This window comes from Roseobacter sp. YIN89 (assembly GCF_057219365.1).
Genome location: NZ_JBXVVD010000001.1, coordinates 996,327 through 1,018,018, shown reverse-complemented (window position 1 = coordinate 1,018,018; position 21,692 = coordinate 996,327). Strand labels below are relative to the sequence as shown.

At 59.2% G+C, this 21,692-nt stretch carries 27 protein-coding genes; 10 read left to right on the top strand and 17 right to left on the bottom strand.

Going from position 1 to position 21,692, the window contains the following annotated elements; genetic code table 11:
- Positions 1–2 precede the first annotated feature (2 nt).
- The 5 genes from ybeY to miaB form a co-directional block, all read right to left on the bottom strand.
- Entirely contained in the window at positions 3–497 is a 495-nt protein-coding gene (gene ybeY / locus AC2D8V_RS05040) for an rRNA maturation RNase YbeY (protein ID WP_484732421.1), read from the bottom strand.
- Positions 494–1,510: a PhoH family protein gene (locus AC2D8V_RS05035; RefSeq protein ID WP_484732420.1), complete on the bottom strand. Its 1,017-nt coding sequence runs from the start codon at positions 1,508–1,510 to the stop codon at positions 494–496. The genes ybeY and AC2D8V_RS05035 overlap by 4 nt, the downstream gene beginning before the upstream one ends.
- A gap of 128 nt (positions 1,511–1,638) precedes the next feature.
- Positions 1,639–1,947, bottom strand: a complete 309-nt coding sequence (locus tag AC2D8V_RS05030) for a hypothetical protein (protein ID WP_484732659.1) — start codon at positions 1,945–1,947, stop codon at positions 1,639–1,641.
- Positions 1,948–1,965: 18 nt separating this feature from the next.
- Positions 1,966–2,532, bottom strand: coding sequence for an OmpA family protein (locus AC2D8V_RS05025; RefSeq protein ID WP_484732419.1), 567 nt, complete (start codon positions 2,530–2,532; stop codon positions 1,966–1,968).
- 179 nt (positions 2,533–2,711) lie between these two features.
- On the bottom strand, positions 2,712–4,037 hold the full coding sequence (gene miaB, locus AC2D8V_RS05020) for a tRNA (N6-isopentenyl adenosine(37)-C2)-methylthiotransferase MiaB (protein WP_484732418.1): 1,326 nt from the start codon (positions 4,035–4,037) through the stop codon (positions 2,712–2,714).
- A 109-nt stretch (positions 4,038–4,146) separates the two neighbouring features.
- Between miaB and AC2D8V_RS05015 the strand changes: the two genes are divergently transcribed.
- Positions 4,147–5,016: a hypothetical protein gene (locus tag AC2D8V_RS05015; RefSeq protein ID WP_484732417.1), complete on the top strand. Its 870-nt coding sequence runs from the start codon at positions 4,147–4,149 to the stop codon at positions 5,014–5,016.
- Position 5,017: 1 nt separating this feature from the next.
- Here the strand turns inward: AC2D8V_RS05015 and AC2D8V_RS05010 are convergent, their stop codons facing one another.
- Both AC2D8V_RS05010 and irr read right to left on the bottom strand, forming a co-directional pair.
- Positions 5,018–5,842 (bottom strand): phytanoyl-CoA dioxygenase family protein, encoded by an 825-nt coding sequence (locus tag AC2D8V_RS05010; RefSeq protein ID WP_484732416.1) that lies wholly within the window; start codon positions 5,840–5,842, stop codon positions 5,018–5,020.
- 13 nt (positions 5,843–5,855) lie between these two features.
- Positions 5,856–6,275, bottom strand: coding sequence for a Fur family transcriptional regulator Irr (gene irr, locus AC2D8V_RS05005; protein WP_484732415.1), 420 nt, complete (start codon positions 6,273–6,275; stop codon positions 5,856–5,858).
- Between the two features lie 183 nt (positions 6,276–6,458).
- Between irr and fabA the strand changes: the two genes are divergently transcribed.
- Entirely contained in the window at positions 6,459–6,968 is a 510-nt protein-coding gene (gene fabA, locus AC2D8V_RS05000; RefSeq protein WP_484732414.1) for a bifunctional 3-hydroxydecanoyl-ACP dehydratase/trans-2-decenoyl-ACP isomerase, read from the top strand.
- Positions 6,969–7,055: 87 nt separating this feature from the next.
- On the opposite strand, the gene AC2D8V_RS04995 is transcribed toward fabA, so the two are convergent.
- The 8 genes from AC2D8V_RS04995 to gltS form a co-directional block, all read right to left on the bottom strand.
- Complete coding sequence (locus AC2D8V_RS04995; protein ID WP_484732413.1) at positions 7,056–8,765, bottom strand: SulP family inorganic anion transporter; 1,710 nt, start codon at positions 8,763–8,765, stop codon at positions 7,056–7,058.
- 12 nt (positions 8,766–8,777) lie between these two features.
- Positions 8,778–9,116 carry a protein tyrosine phosphatase family protein gene (locus AC2D8V_RS04990; protein WP_484732412.1) on the bottom strand — a complete coding sequence of 113 codons (339 nt, stop codon included), beginning with the start codon at positions 9,114–9,116 and terminating at the stop codon, positions 8,778–8,780.
- Between the two features lie 20 nt (positions 9,117–9,136).
- On the bottom strand, positions 9,137–10,021 hold the full coding sequence (locus AC2D8V_RS04985; protein WP_484732411.1) for an MBL fold metallo-hydrolase: 885 nt from the start codon (positions 10,019–10,021) through the stop codon (positions 9,137–9,139).
- Positions 10,022–10,044: 23 nt separating this feature from the next.
- Positions 10,045–10,476, bottom strand: a complete 432-nt coding sequence (locus AC2D8V_RS04980; protein ID WP_484732410.1) for a DUF6691 family protein — start codon at positions 10,474–10,476, stop codon at positions 10,045–10,047.
- A gap of 4 nt (positions 10,477–10,480) precedes the next feature.
- Complete coding sequence (locus AC2D8V_RS04975) at positions 10,481–10,912, bottom strand: YeeE/YedE family protein (RefSeq protein WP_484732409.1); 432 nt, start codon at positions 10,910–10,912, stop codon at positions 10,481–10,483.
- An 85-nt stretch (positions 10,913–10,997) separates the two neighbouring features.
- Positions 10,998–11,606, bottom strand: a complete 609-nt coding sequence (locus AC2D8V_RS04970) for a Crp/Fnr family transcriptional regulator (RefSeq protein WP_484732408.1) — start codon at positions 11,604–11,606, stop codon at positions 10,998–11,000.
- 318 nt (positions 11,607–11,924) lie between these two features.
- Positions 11,925–12,089: a hypothetical protein gene (locus tag AC2D8V_RS04965; RefSeq protein ID WP_484732407.1), complete on the bottom strand. Its 165-nt coding sequence runs from the start codon at positions 12,087–12,089 to the stop codon at positions 11,925–11,927.
- A gap of 250 nt (positions 12,090–12,339) precedes the next feature.
- Entirely contained in the window at positions 12,340–13,575 is a 1,236-nt protein-coding gene (gltS, locus tag AC2D8V_RS04960) for a sodium/glutamate symporter (RefSeq protein WP_484732406.1), read from the bottom strand.
- Positions 13,576–13,980: 405 nt separating this feature from the next.
- On the opposite strand from gltS, the gene fabB reads away from it, so the two are divergent.
- From fabB to AC2D8V_RS04945, 3 genes are all read left to right on the top strand, one after another.
- Positions 13,981–15,210 carry a beta-ketoacyl-ACP synthase I gene (gene fabB / locus AC2D8V_RS04955; RefSeq protein WP_484732405.1) on the top strand — a complete coding sequence of 410 codons (1,230 nt, stop codon included), beginning with the start codon at positions 13,981–13,983 and terminating at the stop codon, positions 15,208–15,210.
- A gap of 14 nt (positions 15,211–15,224) precedes the next feature.
- Positions 15,225–16,016: an enoyl-ACP reductase FabI gene (locus AC2D8V_RS04950; protein ID WP_484732404.1), complete on the top strand. Its 792-nt coding sequence runs from the start codon at positions 15,225–15,227 to the stop codon at positions 16,014–16,016.
- Positions 16,017–16,079: 63 nt separating this feature from the next.
- Positions 16,080–16,424, top strand: a complete 345-nt coding sequence (locus tag AC2D8V_RS04945) for a hypothetical protein (protein ID WP_484732403.1) — start codon at positions 16,080–16,082, stop codon at positions 16,422–16,424.
- A 94-nt stretch (positions 16,425–16,518) separates the two neighbouring features.
- Here AC2D8V_RS04945 and AC2D8V_RS04940 read toward each other — a convergent pair whose 3' ends face one another.
- Positions 16,519–16,914 carry a hypothetical protein gene (locus AC2D8V_RS04940; protein ID WP_484732402.1) on the bottom strand — a complete coding sequence of 132 codons (396 nt, stop codon included), beginning with the start codon at positions 16,912–16,914 and terminating at the stop codon, positions 16,519–16,521.
- 128 nt (positions 16,915–17,042) lie between these two features.
- Positions 17,043–17,477, bottom strand: coding sequence for an FKBP-type peptidyl-prolyl cis-trans isomerase (locus AC2D8V_RS04935; protein WP_484732401.1), 435 nt, complete (start codon positions 17,475–17,477; stop codon positions 17,043–17,045).
- A gap of 185 nt (positions 17,478–17,662) precedes the next feature.
- Here AC2D8V_RS04935 and AC2D8V_RS04930 point away from each other — a divergent pair, with 185 nt between their 5' ends.
- The 5 genes from AC2D8V_RS04930 to AC2D8V_RS04910 are packed head-to-tail and all read left to right on the top strand — an operon-like array spanning position 17,663 to position 21,690.
- The gene (locus AC2D8V_RS04930) at positions 17,663–18,349 is read left to right on the top strand and encodes a haloacid dehalogenase type II (RefSeq protein WP_484732658.1); all 687 of its coding nucleotides are present in this window, start codon (positions 17,663–17,665) and stop codon (positions 18,347–18,349) included.
- Positions 18,349–19,173: an alpha/beta fold hydrolase gene (locus AC2D8V_RS04925; RefSeq protein WP_484732400.1), complete on the top strand. Its 825-nt coding sequence runs from the start codon at positions 18,349–18,351 to the stop codon at positions 19,171–19,173. Before AC2D8V_RS04930 ends, AC2D8V_RS04925 begins: the two co-directional genes overlap by 1 nt.
- Entirely contained in the window at positions 19,170–20,159 is a 990-nt protein-coding gene (locus AC2D8V_RS04920) for a threonine ammonia-lyase (RefSeq protein ID WP_484732399.1), read from the top strand. Before AC2D8V_RS04925 ends, AC2D8V_RS04920 begins: the two co-directional genes overlap by 4 nt.
- Before the next feature lie 24 nt (positions 20,160–20,183).
- Positions 20,184–20,972 (top strand): 3-oxoadipate enol-lactonase, encoded by a 789-nt coding sequence (gene pcaD, locus AC2D8V_RS04915; RefSeq protein WP_484732657.1) that lies wholly within the window; start codon positions 20,184–20,186, stop codon positions 20,970–20,972.
- A gap of 7 nt (positions 20,973–20,979) precedes the next feature.
- Complete coding sequence (locus tag AC2D8V_RS04910; protein ID WP_484732398.1) at positions 20,980–21,690, top strand: alpha/beta fold hydrolase; 711 nt, start codon at positions 20,980–20,982, stop codon at positions 21,688–21,690.
- Positions 21,691–21,692 lie beyond the last annotated feature (2 nt).

The window sequence follows — 21,692 nt, the reverse complement described above, 5'->3', positions numbered from 1 at the left end:
TGCTAAGTATATGGGTCATCATAGCCCAGTTTGCCAAGTATTTCACGCTCCAACCCTTCCATAAGCGTGGCATCCGGGTCACGGATGTGGTCGTAGCCTAAAAGATGTAACAGACCGTGCACGACCAAATGGCTGACGTGCGCGTCCAGAGGTTTGCCCTGCGTCTGCGCCTCGCGATCGCAGGTGTCAAAGGCAATAGCGATGTCCCCCAGTGACATTTCACCGAATCTTTCCTGCGGTGGGCGCGGGTGATCACCGGGGTCTGCCGCGCTGAGGTCTTCTGCCGGCCAGCTCAGCACATTCGTCGCTGTTGGCTTGTCTCGAAACGTGGTGTTCAGCGCCGCGATCCGCGCATCGTCACAGCCCAGCAATTCGGTCACCGGATCGGCCTCGGTCAGAGAGAACCGGGCCAGCACTGCCGCCTCTGCCGCTTCTGCCAGCGCCACCAGTCCCGCAGTATGCCAGCGATCATCCTCAATGACGATGTCGATGGTCATCCCTGTGGCGCTTCGGCCTCGTATGCCTCGATGATGGCCGCGACGAGCGGGTGGCGCACCACGTCTTTCGAGGTGAAATAGTTAAAGCTGATCTTGGGGATCGTTTTCAGCAACCTTTCCGCATCCGCAAGGCCCGAGCTTACGCCGCGCGGCAGGTCGATCTGGGTACGGTCTCCGGTGATCACCATGCGCGAGCCTTCACCAAGCCGCGTCAGGAACATTTTCATCTGCATCGACGTCGCGTTCTGCGCCTCGTCCAGAACCACAAAAGCATTGCTGAGCGTGCGCCCGCGCATGAACGCAAGCGGCGCAATCTCGATCTGCTTTTCCTCGATCAGTCGCGCCAGTTGCTTGCCGGGAAGGAAATCACCCAAGGCGTCATACAGGGGCTGCATATAGGGGTCGACCTTGTCCTTCATGTCGCCGGGCAGAAAACCCAGTCGCTCGCCTGCTTCGACGGCAGGGCGGCTGAGGATGATCTTGTCCACCTGACCGCTGAGAAACATCGACACCCCCACGGCCACCGCAAGGTAGGTCTTGCCGGTGCCCGCAGGTCCGATGCCAAAGGCAAGCTCGTTCGAAAAGAGCGATTGCACATACGCCTTTTGCGCTTCGGTTCGCGGCTCGACCCGCTTTTTGCGGGTCTGGATTTCGATCCGGTTGCCGATGGGCATCTCAAGCTGGTCGCCATCCTCGACGCTTGCGGGTTCCTCGAAGGGGCCCATACGCAACTCCCTGTCCACGTCGGCGGCCTCAACCGCGCGGCCGCTTTCCAGACGCGCATAAAGTGCGTGCAGCACCCGCATCGCATCGGTCTGCGCATCCGGCGGACCAGCCACAGCAAGTTGATTGCCACGGCGCACGATCTGCACTTCCAAGGCTTTCTCGATCAGGGTCAGGTTGGAGTCATACGGACCGCACAGGTCGATCAGCAAACGATTGTCGGGAAATTCGACCGTCCCACCCGGTGCGGCGGTCAGCGTGTCGGTTGTGGTGGTATCACTGGGCGGCAACGGCAGCTCCTTGCGCGTGTGAGTCGCTTAAACGGTGCCAATTTGCGACCGGCAACGCAAGCGTTCATCCCGCCATTTGCTCTACTTTTAGGAAAGTAGCTGTTAATCCGGCAATTGTGGGTCACGCATCAGAACGGATCACCGATGATGGCCGTGGCGCCGCCTTTGAAATCACCTACGGTCTGAGTGGGCGGGGCAATGCCCGAGCACACGGGCTTGCCGGTATTGCGATCCAGTCTGGCTGACAGATACCCTTCGACGCCGTCGTCGATGATCCAATGGTCACAGCCGTTGGGATCAACCCAAATGCCGGCACGCAGTTCGGTCAATTCCTTGGTATCGATGCTGTCGTCGGCGCCTTTGTCGGGGCCAAGCTCGGCACAGGCGCTCAGGGCAAATCCGGCGACGATCAGGGGCAGAATGCGGGTTGCGGACATCATCAGGTATCCCTCCGTTCAGCGAATGCACATGATTTCGACGCGCCGGTTCTTGGCCCGGCCCCGCGCGGTGTCGTTGGAAACCGAAGGCTTGCGCTCTCCGTATCCCGCGACAGACGCGATACGGACGCCGGTGGTCCGCGCAATCGCTGCGACGGCATTTGCCCGGTCGCGTGACAGTTTCAGATTGTACGCGTCCGATGCCACGCTGTCCGTATGACCCGCGATCGAGAAGGACTTGAACTGCGACTGGAGGAAAAAGTCGCGCAACCGCGCCGCGCCATCCGAACTTATTGCCGAACTGTCGGTGTCAAAGAACTGGTCGGTGCGCACCACCGCGCAGATGCTGCCTTCGCGACACACAGGCAGACCGTCTCGCGTCACGTGCGGTGTCATATAGCCTTCGATGCCATCGTCCATGACCCAATGTTCGCATCCATCAGGATCGACCCAGATGTTTGGGATATACTGCCCCTTGTCGAGGCCGCTTTGCGAGGCCGTCTGCGCCGAGGCAGGCAGGGCCAGTGCAACAGCAAGCGTCATCGCCGTCGCGTGGCGCATCACGGTTACCGTTTGAAGTGTCATGGGTGACATCCTCTACTCTTACAGACCCGAAACGCCATGCGCGCCGCGGGCAAACTCGTTGAAGCAAAGAATGTACCTGTTCCCGGCGTGGTGCCGCAAATTTGCGCGGCAATTGTCGCCCTATTGGCACCAACTGGCCAAAGGCGGCGGGATTTTGGCGGTTTTGTGGCGCTTTTGCCTTATTTTCGCGGCGCACCGGCCAGCGAGTTGCGCTTGGCCTCAATGATTCTGACCGGTACGATATCCCCGACCTGCGCGTCCGAGCCATCGATGTGCACCGCGTGCAGGTACTCTGACTTGCCCACCATCTGGCCATCGAACTTGCCGGGTTTCTCGATCAGCACGTTCAGATCGCGCCCAACCATCTCGTTCTGGATTTCCTGTTGCTGGCGCGTGATCAGTGCTTGAATGCGCTGTAACCTGTCATCCGCTTCGGCCGCGTCGACCTGCGGGCGTTCGGCAGCCGGTGTGCCGGGGCGCGTGGAATATTTGAACGAATAGGCGTAGCCGTAGCGCACCTCTTCGATCAGGTCGAGCGTGGCCTGAAAATCTTCCTCCGTCTCTTCGGGAAAGCCGACAATGAAGTCACCCGACAGCAAGATGTCGGGACGACCGGCACGGATACGTTCGATCACCTGCAGGTAGCTTTCCGCAGTGTGGCTGCGGTTCATCCGCTTGAGGATCTTGTCGGAACCGGACTGCACAGGCAGGTGCAGGTAGGGCATCAGTTTGGGGCAATCGCGATGCGCCTCGATCAGGTCGTCTGTCATGTCATTGGGGTGCGACGTGGTAAAGCGGATCCGCTCAAGCCCGTCGATATCGTTCAGCGCCCAGATCAGCTGTGCCAGCGAGTGATCGGTCCCGTCCGGACCGGCACCGTGATAGGCGTTTACGTTCTGACCCAACAGGGTCAACTCGCGCACGCCGCGGTCAACAAGGTTGCGCGCCTCGTCCACGACACGAGATACAGGGCGGCTGACTTCGGCACCGCGGGTATAGGGCACCACGCAAAAGGCACAAAACTTGTCGCATCCCTCTTGTACGGTCAGAAAAGCCGCCGGGGCGCGGCGTGCCTTGGGGCGCGCCTTCATCTCTTCGAATTTGTCTTCGACCGGAAAATCGGTATCGAGCGCCTTTTTCCCCTCGCGCAGCCGTGCCTCCATCTGCGGCAAGCGGTGATAAGACTGCGGGCCGACCACCAGATCAACGGCTGGCTGGCGGCGCATGATTTCTTCGCCCTCGGCCTGCGCCACACATCCGGCGACACCGATCTTGAGATCGGGTCGTTCGGCCTTGAGAGGCTTCAGACGTCCCAGTTCGGAATAGACCTTTTCCGCTGCCTTTTCACGGATGTGGCAGGTGTTCAGCAGGATCATGTCAGCGTCTTCGGCAGATTGCGTCTGGACATATCCCTCTCCGCCAAGCGCCTCGGCCATGCGTTCACTGTCATAAACGTTCATCTGGCAGCCATAGGTCTTGATAAAGAGTTTCTTAGGCTCGGTCATGATATCATCCGGTCAATGGGTTGCGGCGGTCCCTATCAGCCTCAGGACGGGCTTGCAATGCACCCGGAAATACCCGATTCTCGCCGGTATCGCACGCAGGGAGAGCAGATTGCGGTACGATAGCCTGACAGACTTTATCGAAACGGCGCGCCCGGTGCTGGCGCGTGGGCCAATCGCAATTGTGATGGTCGAAGACGATGTCGAGGTGGCCACCACCCTGCGCCACCACCTGCAGATCGGATTTCGCAGTGTTGTGGCCTTAATGCCCGCGGCCTTCGAACTGCCGGCAGACCTGCGCGAGACGACCCACCGCATCGATTACGACCCGACCCAGCCGGGCGCGATGGAGGATGGGGTCAATACCATTGCGGCCGCGGCGCGCGGTCAGTGGATCTTTTACTGCTTCAATGCGGAGTATCTGTTTTTCCCGTTCTGCGAAACGCGGTCAGTGGGCGAGATGCTTGCCTTTCATACAGAAGAGCGGCGCGACGCGATGCTGACCTATGTCATTGACCTCTATGCCGATGATCTGGGCGCATTTCCCGACGCGGTGTCGCTTGATCACGCCCATCTTGATCGCTCTGGCTATTATGCGCTGGCCCGCACAGATGCGGCGAACCATGACCACCCGATGGAACGGCAACTGGATTTCTTTGGCGGGTTGCGCTGGCGTTTTGAAGAACACATCCCCGCTCCGCGGCGCAAGATCGACCGCATCGGGCTGTTCCGTGCGAAACCCGGTGTCCTGCTACGCCCAGATCACACGTTGTCAGAGCCGGAAATGAATACCTATGCCTGCCCGTGGCACCACAACATCACCGCCGCAATCTGTTCGTTCCGCACCGCCAAGGCGCTGAAATCCAATCCCGGCAGCCGCCACGAGATCGACACCTTCAAATGGCACAACTCGGCCCCTTTCGAATGGCACTCGCGCCAGTTACTCGATCTGGGTCTGATGGAGCCGGGGCAATGGTTCTGAACTAAAGGATCGGTTGGCGCGCGCCATCGGCCATCAACATCGGAAACCAGTCTTCGCGCAGCCGCTGGCCATCCGTCATACCGTGATCCGGAAACGGCGGCGAGGTACGCCCAGGGCGGGTCACAAAGCGCGCGTCATCGCCCAAAAGACGCAGGGAAAACGCACGACGACGGGCAGCAGTTTCATTACCGCGTGCGCCGTGCAGCACGTTGAAGTGAAACGCCACGGCATCGCCCGGCTGCAATGCCCATTCCAACACCTTCATCCCTTCGGCGTCCGGATCAGGCACAGGGATGTAGTCGTCGCTGTCTGCGTAGAAGTTCTCTTCGGAAAGCCAGCGTGTCGGTAGCACGGGTCTGGGCCACAGGTGGGAGCCAGCCACACACCGCAAGCTGGCAGTTTCCACTGGGTCCAGCGGGACCCAAAAGCTGACCGTCTGGCGGCCCGCTACAAAATAGTAGGGTCCATCTTGATGCCACGGCGTCGGTTTGGCCGTGCCCGGTTCTTTGACCAAAACGTGATCGTGAAACAGCTGCACAGTGTCGCTTTGCATCAGACCTGCTGCGACCTCCGCCACCGGTGCCGAGGCGATCGCTTCGCGAAACTCCGCGATGCGCTGCCAGTTGCAGTAGTCATCGAAAAAGCGGCCTGTCTCGTGTGCGTGCAGGTTCTCGGCTGCATAGGCGCCGGGCTCTTGCATGTTGCGCTCCACGCCTGCGCGCAGCATATCCACCTGACCAGCAAAGAGCCCGCGCACCACGACAGCACCGTCGCGCGCGTAATCCGCCACATCCTGTGCTGTAAGCAGCCCGTGCACTCCGCTCATGTCAAAACCGGCGTCAGGTTTTGCGGCGCAGCCGGATCACCACGTCCACCGACGCGATCTCGGCCCCGTCAGGCGCGTCAGGCAGCTGAGCGATGACCAGTTGTTCTGATGGCGCATCGGTCAGCTTGGCGTCATCTTCCCAGTAGAAATGAGGATGATCGTGGGTGTTGGTATCGAAATAACTCTTGGAGCCGTCGACGGTCACTTCTTGGACCAACCCGACATCACAAAACGCCCGCAACGTGTTGTACACCGTCGCCAAGGACACGGCCTCGCCCTCGGCCTTGGCCGATTCAAATAGGCTTTCAGCGGTGACATGGCGGTGCTGACCGTCACCCACCAGCAACGTTGCCAGCGTCAGGCGCTGACGTGTTGGGCGTAGTCCGGCTTTCGCAAGCCAGCTGCTCCCGATTTCCTGTGGCACTGTGGTCATCAATTCCTCAAGCGCTTGCTTTCTACCAATATAGGGGGCAATACCACCGGTTTTCAATGGAAATTGCAGCCGGGCCTGTGACCGCGCCGTCTTGTCTCAGCCTGCGCACACCCTTGCGGGAGGACGCGCGGCGGTGTTAGACGGGTTGGACTTTGAATTCAGCTCAGCAGGAGACGTGGCAGAATGGCCCAATACCCCACCAGTTTTGACAAAGAGGGCCTGTTGAAATGTGCCCGTGGCGAGCTTTTCGGCCCGGGTAACGCGCAACTGCCTGCGCCACCCATGCTGATGATGGACCGGATCACCGATATTTCCGGGGACGGCGGCGAACACGGCAAAGGGCATGTGGTCGCTGAATTCGATATCACGCCTGACCTTTGGTTCTTTGAATGCCACTTCCCCGGCAATCCGATCATGCCGGGGTGTCTGGGGCTGGATGGATTGTGGCAGCTTACCGGTTTCAACCTTGGCTGGCGCGGCTGGCAAGGCCGCGGCTATGCCTTGGGTGTGGGTGAAGTCAAACTGACCGGCATGGTTCGCCCCGATCGTAAAAAGCTGACGTATTTCGTTGATTTCACAAAAGCGATCCAGACCCGCCGCCTGACCATGGGCGTCGCCAACGGACGCGTCGAGGCGGACGGCGATACGATCTATCAGGTCACCGATATGAAAGTCGCCCTGTCTGAAAACTGAGTGATGACGCGGCACGGGCTCTGATCTGCCCGCCCGCTTTGCGAAAACATCGCCGTCCGGCTGAGTCCAGAATCCCGCTGTCCGAGGTTATCTTTCGGACAGCGCGGTCCATGCGTCGTGCTGTGAAAGAAAAATCCGGCCGTTCAAATCCTCGATGAAGTGAGACCTTTTCAACCTGTCCATTACAGGCCCCTTCACTTCAGAAAGATGCAAACCGATCCCGCTGTCCTTGAGCCGGTGGTTTATCGCCTCCAGAGTCTCCAGTGCGGAAAAATCCACTTCGTTGACGGCGGAGAACATCAACACGATGTGTCTGATCTTGGAGCCTTCAGAAATGCGGTTGTACACAAGGTCCTCAAGAAAGCGGGCATTCACAAAATACAGGCTCTCATCCACGCGCAGTGTCAGTACCGACGGATCGGTTTCGACCTCGTGACGCAGAATGTTTCTGAAGTGCTCTGTCCCGGGCACACGGCCGACTTCGGCCACGTGCGGATAGGAGGTTTTGTAGAGGTGGAGCAGAACCGAAATCGCCACGCCCGAGGCGACACCCGTCTCAACGCCAAGACCCAGCGTGACCAGAATAGTTGCTGCCACTGCGACAAAATCCGCCCGCGAGTATTTCCAGGTTTTTTGCAGGATCGAAAAATCAACAAGGCTGGTCACAGCGACGATGATCGTCGCCGCCAGCGTGGCGTTAGGCAGAAAATAGACCAGCGGCGTCAGCGCCAGCGCGGCAAATGCCAGACCAATTGCGGTAAACGCGCCCGCCGCAGGTGTTTCGGCACCCGCATCGAAATTGACAACTGACCGGGCGAAGCCGCCGGTAACAGGATATCCGCCGGTGAATGCAGCACCAATGTTGGCGGCGCCAAGGCCAATGAGTTCTTGGTTCGGGTCGATCCGCTGGCGCTTCTTGGCGGCCAGCGTCTGGGCAACCGAAACGGATTCAACAAACCCAATCACCGAAATCAGAATTGCCGGCAACAGCAGCGCACCAAGCAAATCCGGCGCAAAGCCCGGCAGCGTAAGTGGTGGCAGGCTCTGCGGAACCTCGCCAACAATTTTGACACCTTTTTCGGCCAGGTTGAGACCCCAAACCACACCTGTGGTTGCGACCACCGCGGCAACCGGCCCGGCTTTGGTCAAATTGTCAGCCATGCGGGCGGGTATACCCAGCTTTAACAGTGTGGGCTTTAGCCTGCGCCGCGCCCAAAAGAGAAACAGCGTGGCAGTTATGCCAAGGGTCAGAGTGATCCAGTTTGTTTCATCAAGGTGCAAGGCAATCGACCAGAGTATCTCGACCAGGGTATGACCGTGCGCACTCACCCCCAGAATATGCTTGAGTTGGCTTGCGGCGATCAGAATACCGGATGCGGTAATAAAGCCGGCAATCACCGGATGGCTCAAAAAGTTGGCCAAAAAGCCCAGCCGCAAGATACCCAAGAGCAACAGGAAGCCACCCGATAGAAACGCAAGGGTCAAAGCTGCAACGGCATAGCCTGCTGTTCCCTGTTCGGCGACCTGACCCACCGCCGAAGCGGTCAAAAGAGACACAACAGCGACCGGTCCGACAGCCAGAGCGCGACTGGTTCCAAAGAGCGCGTAAAGAAGAATGGGCGCGATGGACGCGTAAAGCCCTGCTTCCGGCGGCAGCCCGGCCAAGAGCGCATAGGCCAGAGACTGAGGGATGAGCATGATCGTGACAATCAAAGCCGCCATCAGATCGCTTGACAGCTCTGCACGACCGTAAGTGCTTGCCCAATCCAGAACCGGTAATTTTTGTGCCAACCGCATCCTCACCGCCGGCTATTCGATTGCGTTTTGCTGTGTGAGCCACAGCTTTGCGGCGCGCTGACCACTGCGGCAGTATCCCAGCACGGGACCGGGCAGTTCTGCCAACGCACTGGCAAATGCCAGGTTGTCTGCATCCGTGGCACCCTTAGGCTGAACGGGAACGTAACGGGCATGCAGGCCAAACGCCTTCGCGCGATCCCGGATTTCGGCGAACAGCGGCTGTTCGTCCGCTTCGCCATCGGGGCGCGCGCAGATAAGCGATCGAAAACCGAGCGCCTTTATCGTTGCCAAATCATCGGGCCACACTTGACCATACGTGCTGAAATTCTCGGAGAGCTGGTTGATCTCCATCGCTTTCGACCTTTCACATTTCAGAGTTTATTGACCGGAACTTTGAGCATCGGGTTCCCGTCCGGGTCTGTGGGAACCTCACCGGCGCGCATGTTTACCTGCAGCGAGGGAATAATCAGCTTGGGCATGTCCAACTGCGCATCCCTTTCCGTGCGAAACTTGATGAAGTCTTCTTTCGTCTTGCCGCCACCAACGTGTATGTTGAACGCTTTTTCGTCGCCAACTGTGGTTTCCCAAGCAATGTCGCGCCCGTTTGGCCCGTAGTCATGACACATAAAGAGACGCGTTTCGTCTGGAAGCGAAAGCACCTTCTGTATGCTGTCATAAAGGGTTCCTGCATCACCGCCGGGGAAGTCGGCACGTGCCGATCCGCCATCCGGCATGAACAACGTGTCTCCGACGAAGGCGGTGTCGCCCATGACGTGCACCATACATGCAGGCGTATGACCCGGCGTATACATGGCAAAGACCTGCATGTTGCCGATCAGGTAAGTATCGCCATCTTCAAAAAGCCGGTCGAACTGGCTGCCGTCGCGCTGGAACTCTGTTCCTTCATTGAACACTTTGCCAAAAGTGTCCTGCACCACCATGATTTTTGAACCTATGCCGATCTTTCCACCCAGCTTCTGTTGGATGTAGGGGGCGGCACTCAGGTGGTCGGCGTGGACATGGGTTTCGATAATCCATTCCAGCTTTAAGCCTTGCGTCTCGATCTGGCGGATCAGTTCGTCAGCGTGGTCATAGGTGATGCGTCCAGCGGCGTAATCGATGTCCATGACACTGTCGACGATGGCGCAAGCGTCACTCGTCGGGTCCTTCACGATATAGCTGATGGTGTTGGTGGCCTCGTCGAAAAAGGCCTGCACCTGTGGCTTGATGTCCAAGTTAACCGGATAGTCCGTCATATTTTTTCTCCGATCTGATCTGATTATTTTGCGGGAATGCCGGCAGAGACCGGCGCAACGAGGCGGCGCAGAAAGAAGCCTGCGATGACCGCGACAAGAAAGAGCACAACTTCCCAGCGGCCAGTGCCAAGCGCCGGGATCGCGGCACCCGGGCAAAAGCCTGCTATGCCCCAGCCAATGCCGAAAAGTGCTGAGCCGCCGATCAATTTGCTGTCGATAACCGTCGAGGTTGGCACTTCAAACCGTCCACCAAAAAGCGGGGCGTCTCTGCGCCATGCCAGTCGGTAGCCAAAGAACGTGACGATGAGCGCGCCACCCATCACAAAGATCAGGCTAGGGTCCCATGTACCCGCGATGTCAAAGAAATTGAGCACCTTTGCCGGATCGATCATGCCTGACAGCGAGATGCCAATACCGAATACGAGACCGGTGAATACTGCGTAGACGAGTTTCATCAAGTTACCCTCCGAAAACGTGGCGAATAAGAAAGACGGAAACTGCGGCTGTCGCCATAAATGTCGGAACGGCCACGAGCGATCGTAGCGACAAACGTGACAAACCGCAGACGCCATGGCCGGATGTGCATCCCGACCCAAGGCTGGCGCCAAGACCGACGATAACACCGCCCACAACGATCATGGTTGGGCTTACAGGAACGCTCAGTTCCGGCATTTGGCCGGAAATGAGGTAGAGAACGCCAGGCGCGGCGATCATCCCGACCACAAGCGCAAGCCGCCACGCGCGTTCATCGCTGCTGTCAGCGAAAACCGCGCCCGACAGAATGCCCGTTGCGCCGAAAATACGGCCCAGACCAAGCATCAGCAGAACAGCGCCAAGTCCGATGAGCAAGCCACCGCCAAGCGAGGCAATCGGGGTAAATTCGGTTTCCATAGAGCGTCTCCGTTTGGTCAAGTTGAACCCTGACTAAACGGCGCTGCCGTGCGCTTCAGTGACAATGTCACCTAAAAGGAAATTTTTACGCGCTTTTTGCCAAACGCTCCAGTTCGCCCTTGTCTTGCAGGATGATCCGGCCCCTCGCTTGGGCAATTAATCCGCGTTTTTGAAAATCGTTGAGAATACGCGATACGACTTCGCGCGCGGTTCCAAGCTCATTGGCAAGCGCCTGATGTGTCGCTTGGATTTCTGTGTACCCTTCTCCCAGCGCCAACAGGCGTTCCGCCAGTCGCACGTCCATTCTCCCAAATGCGACATCGTCCACGACACGCAGCAGATCGATCAAGCGCCGCGAATAGGCAGAAAACACAAAGTTGCGAAAACTGTCTTCTTCGGCGGCCAGCCTGTCAAAGGAACTCTTTGGCAGGGTAATCGCCTTGATTTCCGTTTCGGCAATACCTTCGGCGTTATAGGCTTCCTCAGAGAGCATACAGGCCGTGGTCAGTACACAACTCTCACCAGCTTCGACGCGGTAAAGAACAATTTCGCGGCCTGCCTCTGAACTTTGCGATACCCGTATCCGGCCTTCGTACAGAAACATCAGGCTGTCAGGGATGTTTTCCGGCCCAAAAACCTGCTCGCCTTGCTTGTACGAGACAATGCGTGCTTCGTGCAAAAGTTTGTCGCGCACGCCCCGCGGGAGGCTTCGCGTGCCAAGAAAGTTCTCGGTCCAATCTCCGATAGAACGCGCCACTTCGCATCCAATTCTTTTTGGGGTCCGTTCCTTTTGCGCAAGGGTCGGACGCTGCAAAACTGGCTGCCAGACTAGCCTATCGGGGTCAATTGAGAAAGCTGGCAGGCGTCATTATGCGACCATAGGTGTAAGTATCTTCGAAGTCTCGGAAAACCGGCGCCAAGCGAGCCTGGGCTTTGGGTGCGATACCCACCTCAGAAATGGCATCGCATCTGCGCATCATATGCGGGTTTGCCCACGCGCATGAGGCCGGTGTCAGGTATTCAGAAAGCCAAAAACCGGCCTGTGTATCCTTCTTGAGCGGACCGTATCGGACATTCGGGCATCAACGCCGCACGCTGGCGACATTTGACCGGCGTGGACAAGCAAAGCGTCTGTGCCAAAGACGTCCACTTCAAAGCGCCCGTCCGACGTGGTCATCCGGCAAATTACAATCGCCTTCGCTGTGCCATCAGCGAAACCCGCCCCGCAACATGCTACAGCGCACCCCACAGAAATCTGTCTTTCCCTTGCCTCCAAAAGCAGAATTTCAGACATGCCATCATTGTGCTGAGTTCGGTCTTTTGCCGCCTGTTGCCAAACGACTGATGGGCGGTTGCAGATGCCTTTATAGTTTGACCGGAGCAATCGCGAAGCGTTCAGTGCCGGCGTCTGCCAACTGCTCTGTTGTTCAAGGTAGGTTCGACAAGAACATCTGGATGATAAATGCGTTTGCGATGTCGACAAAGAAAGCCGAAACCAAGGGCAGCACAATAAAGGCCAATGGGGCGGGCCCGCATTTATTTGTCACTGCAGTCATATTCGCGATCGCGGTCGGGGTAGCACCGAGTGCAAAGCCGGCAAAACCGGCTGAGATCACACCTGCAAAATAGTTTCGTCCCATGACGCGATACACAACGAAAATGATGAATATCACCGCCACAACGGCTTGCATTACCATCGTAAAGGCCAGAAGGCCTGCGGATCCGGCGAGCGTCCAGAGTTGCATGCTCATCAACGACATGGACAGAAACACCGCGAGAGAAAAATCCTGAACCAGCTGGAGCGATGCAGTGCCCGTTGGTGTCTTTAACCGCGGAAACACTCGCGGCAACAGGTTGGCAAGGACAATGCCGGTGAGCAGGCACGGCACAAACAGCGGCAGATTTATACCCGCCAGTTCCAACGATTCTTCTATCATGTAGCCGATGATAATTGCGACATGGATCCACAGAACGGCTCTCATCAGGCCGGGGTTACTGGGGCCGCCGGCAGGGTCCGCCACAGCGGGCGTTGTTCTGCCGTTCTCGTCAGATAGCGCGGCACCTGAGAGGTCTTCTGCGCTTGGGCGCAGCCCGTCTCGTGCAATCAGGTAGCTGGCAATTGGCCCCCCCAGAAGGCTGGCCATAATCAGACCGATTGTTGCCGAGGCGATGCCAAGTTCTGCCGCCCCCGACACGAGATATTGCTGCACGACAACCGGCCCCCATGCAATTGCGGTGCCGTGCCCCCCAATCAGAGAAGTCGTTCCCATCATCATACCCGCTTGGGACGGCTCGCCAAGCACCGACGCGCCCAGTACACCAATGCCGTTCTGGACAAACATGTATCCGACCGTCAGCACCAGCATGATACCGAGCAGCGGCCCGCCCTTCACCAGATCAGAAATCTTTGCATTCAACCCGATGGTGGTGAAGAAATACACCAGCAACGCGTCACGTGATGTCAGGTCGTATACAACCTCTCGGCCCGTCGCCAGCACAACACCGAGCGTCAATAAAGCCGCAAGCAATCCTCCCGAAACCGGTTCGGGAATTGAGTATCGCCGCAAAAACCCGAACCGCCGCGTAAGTTCGGCGCCCACAAAGTAGACAACAATGCCGAGTGTTACGGCGATAAAGCTGGGCACGTCGATGGATGCAGTCATGTTTTGCTCTTGTTCAGAAATATCCGGCGCGATTGCTCGATCTGTTGAGGCAGGTACATCACAGACGCGGGGAAATTCCAAAGTTTTTGGCAGCCCATGGTGAAATTGGTGAACAACTGACCGCTTCCGAAAACTGCGCCTTATCGCGTGCTGGCCGCAAGACTTTGCCGGTGCGGTATGACGTAATGTGCTTGGGGGGCGAAACGGCCATGGCCGATATTTGGTCTGAACGGAAGTTGATTTCGACCTGAAACCAGCCACGCTGCGCCCAGTACTCTCGTATACATCTGACCAGACGGAACCAGCGTCGCGGCATAGCTGCCCGCCTTTTGCTGAAAGCGAAGCGGTTGCGCTTGCTTGGAAAGCTGTCGTAGAGAGTGAAGGAAGAGAAAAGGGAGTGCGCATATGCGGCGTGTCGTCGTGACAGGGTTGGGCATCGTCTCATCCATCGGGAATAACGCCGAAGAAGTGCTGGCCGCACTCAAGGCCGGAAAAAGCGGTATCGAGGCCAGTCCGGAAATGGCCGAACACGGCTTTCGCAGTCAGGTTGCCGGCACGCTCAAGATCGACGTAGCCGAACATATCGACAAGCGCACCCTGCGGTTTATGGGGCCGGGAGCGGCCTACGCCTTTATCGCAATGGGTCAGGCAATAGCCGATGCCGGCCTTGACGAAGACCTGATTTCCAACCCCAAAACCGGTCTGGTCGCAGGGTCGGGCGGGCCGTCTACCAGTGCAATGTTCACCGCGCATAACGTCGTCAAGAACACCGGTGCGACAAAACGGATCGGGCCTTTTGCCGTGCCAAAGTGCATGTCCTCGACCGTCAGCGCCAATCTCTCTACGGCCTACAAGATCAAGGGCATCAACTATTCGATCACCTCGGCCTGTTCCACGTCGCTTCACTGCATCGGCAACGCGGCCGAGCAGATCATGCTGGGCAAACAGGACGTCATGTTTGCCGGTGGCGGTGAAGAGCTTGACTGGACACTGTCATGCCTGTTTGACGCGATGGGCGCCATGTCATCGAAATATAACGACACGCCCGAGAAGGCGAGCCGCGCTTTTGATGCCGACCGCGACGGGTTTGTGATCTCTGGCGGTGGCGGGATTGTCGTGCTCGAAGAGTTGGAGCACGCGTTGGCCCGCGGCGCCAAAATTTACGCCGAAGTCACCGGATACGCGGCCACCTCGGACGGGCACGACATGGTCGCACCGTCAGGCGAAGGCGGCGAGCGGGCAATGCGGCTTGCGCTGCAGACCCTGCCCGACGGCCGCTCCGTAGATTATATCAACGCGCACGGCACCTCGACACCGGTGGGCGACGTCGGCGAGATCGAAGCTGTCAGGCGGGTCTTTGGCGAGGGCAGCACGCCACCGGTCAGTTCAACCAAGTCGATGACAGGGCACGCGCAGGGCGCCGCAGGCGCGCTTGAGGCGATCTTTAGCCTGCTGATGCTGGACAATGACTTCATCACCCAGTCGATCAACGTCGAAACACTGGACCCCGCACTTGATCCCTCAGAGATCGCGCAGGAACGGGTCGACAATGCAGGGCTGGACTCAGTGATGACAAACTCGTTTGGGTTTGGCGGCACAAACGGGTCGATGATCCTGTCGAAATTCAAAGGTTAAGGTAGGACAACAAGATGACCGGTGTTCTGAGCGGCAAACGCGGGCTTGTAATGGGGGTCGCCAACGAGCGGTCGATCGCGTGGGGCATTGCAAAAGCAATGGCGGAAGCGGGTGCGGAGCTGGCATTCACCTATCAGGGCGAGGCTTTCGGGTCACGGCTGGCCCCGCTCGCGGCTTCGGTCGGGTCGGATTTCATGGTGGACGTGGATGTGACAGACGACGCTTCGCTGGATACCGCGTTCGGCGCGCTGTCGGCGCGCTGGCCCAGCATCGACTTTGTCGTCCACGCCATCGCGTTTTCCGACAAATCCGAATTGACCGGCCGTTTCATCAACACAAGCCGCGACAATTTCAAGCAAACCATGGACATCAGCGCCTATTCCTTCATCGAGGTGGCGCGCCGCGCGCATCCGTTGATGGTCGACAATGGCGGCACGCTCATCACGCTGACATATCAGGGCAGCAACTCGGTGGTGCCGAATTACAACGTGATGGGGGTGGCCAAGGCCGCATTGGAAAGTGCAACGCGCTATCTGGCCAATGACCTTGGGCCAGAAGGCATTCGCGTCAATGCGATTTCCCCCGGCCCGATGAAAACCTTGGCCGGGGCTGCGATTGGTGGCGCGCGCAAAACCTACAAGCACACTGATCAGAATGCACCGCTGAGGTCTAATGCGACGCTGGAAGCAGTGGGCGGCACGGCCGTTTATCTTGTGTCGGATGCGGGTGCTTGCACAACCGGCGAGATCGTGCGCGTCGATGGCGGTTACCACGTTCTTGGCATGCCGCAGGGCGAAAATATCTGATTTCCGCGATAGGCTCACAATTGCGCCAAAATCATGCCGCAAAGCGCGGTTAGCGTCCCAGTCATGATGACCAAATTGGAAATACGCCAGCGTCGTCAGCTGGCCTATCAGATGCGCGCCCGCAGCTCCCGGCTCTATGGCAAACTGCTGATCCCCGTGGCTCTGGTGACATTGTCGACCAGTCTTTGGTCTGACCCGGTGCTTGGCCCGCAGCTGGAGGCAGGTGTCGTCGAAGCAAAACCGCTGCTGGCAAGCTACGCTCAGAACACACCGCTTGATGGCATGTTCGGTCCGGTACCGGAGACAGCAGAGACGGCAGACCCCGCTGCAGACGAAGGTCAGGAAGCAGCCGCACTGGCCCTGACACCGGAACTACCGACCTCAGTCAAGCCGGTGAACCGCCCCTGAAACGACGCAGCGCCACTCTGTCGCAAAGTCCAGACAGCCGCGCCGTTTTTACCACACCAAATTCAGAGTAATTGCGCTGTATCTTTTGCCCAGATCAGTTCCGGCGCCTTGCCCGTGCGTCCGCCTCTGCCCGCGCCATCTCTGCTGCGACCTTCGCTTTAATACGGGTTGCAATCCAAGCGTCGTCTGCGGCGTCCTCAGTCCATTTCCAGATTTCCTGATGCAGGGCGGTTGTCTCGGCGGGCGGCATGGCAAACGCGGGCGGGATACTCGCACGCACCCGTCGTTCTGCTATTGAATAAAGCAGACCGACGATCCCCATGGTGACCGCAGGCCCGGCCATCAGTCCCGCCGGGATTGCAACTGCCCACCCTGCTCCGCCGAGCACCGCTGCTGCGACGCAAAGACTGCTCAGCACCGCATTCAGGGCAACAATCTGCAAGGGGTTCGCGATACGCGGGGACGCGCGCAGCTCTGGGTCAAACGACATCACACTCTCCAACCGGTCGCCAAGGCGGGCGACATTTACGCGCCCTGCCCGGCGCCACCCGGTTGGGCATGCCGTGATCCTAAAGCTGCTTGGGTAAACAACCCGTTTACAAAAAGTGCTGCTGTTTACTAAGCGGCACCGATCCGCATCAATTCAATGTCAAAGACCAGATCCTTGCCTGCCAAAGGATGATTGGCGTCCAGTGTCACGGTGGCCTCATCTACCTCCACGACGACAACAGGCAACGCCTGACCGTCCGGGGTCTGCATCTGCAACTGGGTGCCAAGCTCCAGCGGGATATCGGCCGGGATACCTTCACGGGGAACGGCCTGACGCATCTGCGGGTTCAGCGCACCATAGGCCTGGTCACACGGCACCTGCACCTTTTTCTTGTCCCCGACTTCCATGCCGGGCAGTGCTGCGTCCAAGCCGGGAATGATCTGGCCTGATCCAACGGTAAACTCCAGCGGATCGCGTCCGTCAGAGCTGTCGAATGTCGTGCCGTCGAGCAGTGTGCCATTGTAGTGGATCGCAACGAGATCCCCCGATTTTACCTGGGTCATTTGATGTCCAATTCTGATTAGGGAGAGGAGTGTCAGAGGCCGCGTATCTGCGCGGGTTCTCTCAAGATCACTGTAACCTGCCCCAACGTGCACGCCCGAGTAAACCCGCAATCTCCGGATTTCGCTCTTTTCTGCGCGATCAGGGCATGACAGTCTTACCCCTGAGTATCAGTGAAGGGACGACCATGGCGATCACCACTTGCATCTTTGACGCCTATGGCACGCTGTTTGACGTGGCCGCCGCCGCGCGACAGGCCGCCGCCGAACCCGATTTTGCACAAATCCGCGACGACTGGCCCGCGCTGGCAGAGCACTGGCGTCAAAAGCAGTTGCAATATACGTGGCTGCGGGCGGTTGTCGGGGCACATGACGATTTCTGGGACGTTACCCAGCAGGGGTTGGACTGGGCGTTGGAAAAAACCGGTCATGCAGGGGCACCGCGCCTGCGCGAACGCTTGCTGGCGCTTTATTGGGAGTTGCAAAGCTATCCGGAGGTGCCGCGCGTGCTGGCCGCGCTGAAAGAGGCCGACATGAATACGGCGATCCTGTCAAACGGGTCGCCTGATATGCTGAAAGGGGCGGTATCGTCTGCAGGAATTGGCGATCTGCTGGATGACACGCTGTCGGTCGAATCCGTCGGTGTCTTCAAGCCGGATGCGCGCGTCTACGATCTCGTGGGAGACCGCTTTGGATGCGCCAAGGACGAAGTGCTTTTTGTTTCATCCAACGGGTGGGACGCGGGTTGCGCCACCGGGTATGGCTTTGCCACCGCGTGGGTCAACCGGGCGGGTGATCCGGTCGACAGGCTGCCGTGGCACCCTGCGCATGTACTGTCCGATTTGTCCGGAATTCCGGCGCTGGTGGGGGCTTGATGGCACATTTTGAAACTTCGGACGGGCTGAGCCTTTACTACACGGATGAAGGCAGCGGGGTGCCGGTGCTGTGTCTCGCCGGGCTGACGCGCACCACGGCCGATTTCGACTACGTCACACCGCACCTGTCTCATGTCAGGTTGATCAAGCTCGATTACCGCGGGCGCGGCAAATCGCAATGGGATCCCCAGTGGCAGAACTACAACCTCGTCGTCGAGGCACGAGACGCGCTGGAACTGCTTGACCATCTGGGGATCGACAAGGCCGCGATCCTCGGCACTTCACGCGGCGGGCTGATCGCGATGGGGCTTGGCATGACCGCCAAGGACCGTCTGCTGGGCGTCGCACTGAACGACATTGGTCCGGAAATCAGCCCCGTCGGGCTTGCCTTTATCATGGGATATCTCGGTCGCCGCCCTGCGGCTTCGGACCACAGCGAGGCCGCCCGCGCACTGGAGCGCGCGATGACCGGATTCCACGATGTGCCTTTTGACCGCTGGATCGAGGAGGTAAACAAGCACTTTGTTGCCACCGAAGATGGCCTCGACATCACCTACGACCCACGTTTGCGCGATGCAGTCGAGTCGCAGGGGGCGCAGGCAGCGCCGGATCTGTGGCCGTTTTTCGATGCGCTGGACGGGTTGCCGCTGGCCGTCCTGCGCGGCGAGAATTCGGACCTGTTCATGCCCGAGACGTTAGAAAAGATGCAAGCGCGTCGCCCTGATATGCTCGCAGCCACGGTGACGGGGCGCGGCCATATTCCGTTTCTCGATGAGCCGGAGGCGGTCGCAACACTGCAATCTTGGACAGGGAAACTGGCATGAACATCGAAATGATCCGCGCCGCCGCGTCCCGGCTGGACGGCCACGTGCGCAGGACGCCGCTTATGTCCTCTCCCTTTATCGATGCGCGTGCCGGCCGCCGCGTTTTCGTCAAGCCGGAGTGTTTGCAGCATACGGGCAGCTTTAAGTATCGCGGCGCGCTCTCTGCGATCTCGGCGTTGTCGGATGCCGAGCGGACGGGTGGGGTCATCGCCTATTCCAGCGGCAATCACGCGCAGGGAATAGCACTTGCCGCGCGTCAGAACGGTGCTCCCGCCGTCATCGTCATGCCGCGGGACGCGCCGGCCATGAAGATTAACAACACCCGCGCTTTGGGTGCCGAGGTCGTGCTTTACGACCGCGCCGGCGGCGAGGACCGCGAAGCTATCGGACGCGAACTGTCTGAAGCGCGCGGTCTGAAGCTGATCAAGCCTTTTGATAATCCGCAAGTGATCGCCGGACAGGGCACAACCGGACTTGAGATCGCGGCGCAGGCGGCGGAGCACGGGGTCACACAAGCAGATGTCATTGTGTGCTGCGGTGGCGGCGGCTTTGCCTCTGGTATTGCGCTGGGGCTGGAGGCCGAGGCACCAAACCTGCGCGTGCGTCCTGCCGAACCCGAAAACTTCGATGATATGGCGCGATCCCTGCGTGCAGGGCACCACCTGAGCAACGCCAGCCCGACCGGCAGCATCTGCGATGCGATCATCTCGCCTACGCCCGGCGACTTGACGCTGCCCATACTGCAGCGTCTGGCCGGACCGGGGTTGATCGTCACCGATGACGAGGCGATGCAGGCCATGGCGGTGGCGTTCTCGCATCTCAAGCTGGTCGCCGAACCCGGCGGCGCTGTGGCGCTGGCCGCTGCGCTTTTTCGGGCCGATGAGATAGACGGCGACGCGGTGATCGTCACAATTTCCGGCGGCAACGTGGATGCGCCGCTGTTTCAGGAAGCGCTGCAAAAGCACGGCAAAGCGGCGGCATCCTAGCATCAGCAACAGGAGGATCAGGTGATGGAGATGGTAGATTTGGGCGATGTGCGGCTGCATGCACGCGTGGACGGCACCGCAGATGGTGCCCCGGTGGTTTTCGTTAACTCTCTGGGCACGGATATGCGGCTGTGGGACCCGATCCTGCCGCTGTTACCGGAAGGGTTGCGCATCATCCGATTTGACAAACGGGGTCACGGTCTGTCGACCTGCCCGCCCAGCCCCTACTCAATGGGCGCACTGATCAATGACACGGAACGCCTGCTAGACCATTATTCGGTGCGGGACTGTGTTTTTGTTGGCCTGTCGATCGGCGGCATGATCGCGCAGGGTCTGGCGATCAAACGGCTCGATCTGATGCGGGCCATGGTCCTGTCCAATACAGGGGCCAAGATCGGCACCCCTGCGATGTGGGATGACCGTATTGCCGATGTCGCCGCAGGCGGCATTGAAAAGCTGGCCGATGCGGTGATGGAGCGGTGGTTCTCCGCAGCATTTCGCAAGACGACCGAATTGGAGTTATGGCGCAACATGCTCGTGCGGCAGGAGGATGCAGGCTACATGGGATGCTCGGCGGCCATTTCGGGAACGGATTTTTACGCGACCACGGCAAGCCTGCGCCTGCCGACACTGGGCATCGCGGGATCGGAGGACGGTTCGACGCCGCCCGATCTGGTGCGAGAGACGGTCAATTTGATCCCCGGCAGCCAGTTTCACCTCATTCGGAACGCGGGGCACCTTCCATGTGTGGAACAACCGCAAGAGTATGCGCGCGTTCTGACCGAGTTTCTGCGCAACGTCGGACACGTATAGGTCGGTCATGGCGGATATTCTGCTGATCCACGGGTCCTGCCACGGGGCATGGTGCTGGCGCGATACGATCCCTGCACTTGAAGCCTTGGGGCACCGGGCGCAGGCCATTGATCTGCCCAGCCACGGCGCAGACACGTCGCCAGTGGCTGAGGTGACCCTCGACAGCTACGCGGCGGCCATTGTCGGTGCCCTGAGCGATGCCACGGTTCTGGTAGGCCACTCGTTAGGCGGCTATCCGATCACGGCCGCTGCCGAACGCGCACCGGATCGGATAGAGCGGCTGATCTACCTGTCCGCGCATGTGCCGGCCCCCGGTCTGACGATGGCGCAGATGCGCGCCCGCCAGCCACGCCAACCGCTGGTCGAGGCATTGCAGATGGCGGAAGATGGTCTGAGCTTCACCGTGGATCTTGGCAAGGCACCGGCGCTCTTTTATCACGACTGCCCCGCAGATGCGGTCGCATTCGCTTTGGAAAATCTGTGCCCGCAGGCGCTCGCGCCCGGAGAGACGGTGATCAACCTGACTTCGGCCTCGCAGGATCTGCCACGCCGGTACATCCGCTGCCTGGATGACCGTACCGTGCTACCCGAGTATCAAAGGGACCTGACACAGGACTGGCCGGACGCCCATGTGCAGGACATGAACACCGGCCACTCGCCGTTCTTTTCCGATCCCGCAGGGCTTGCCCGGCGGATTGACACCGCGATCAGGAGCTGAGT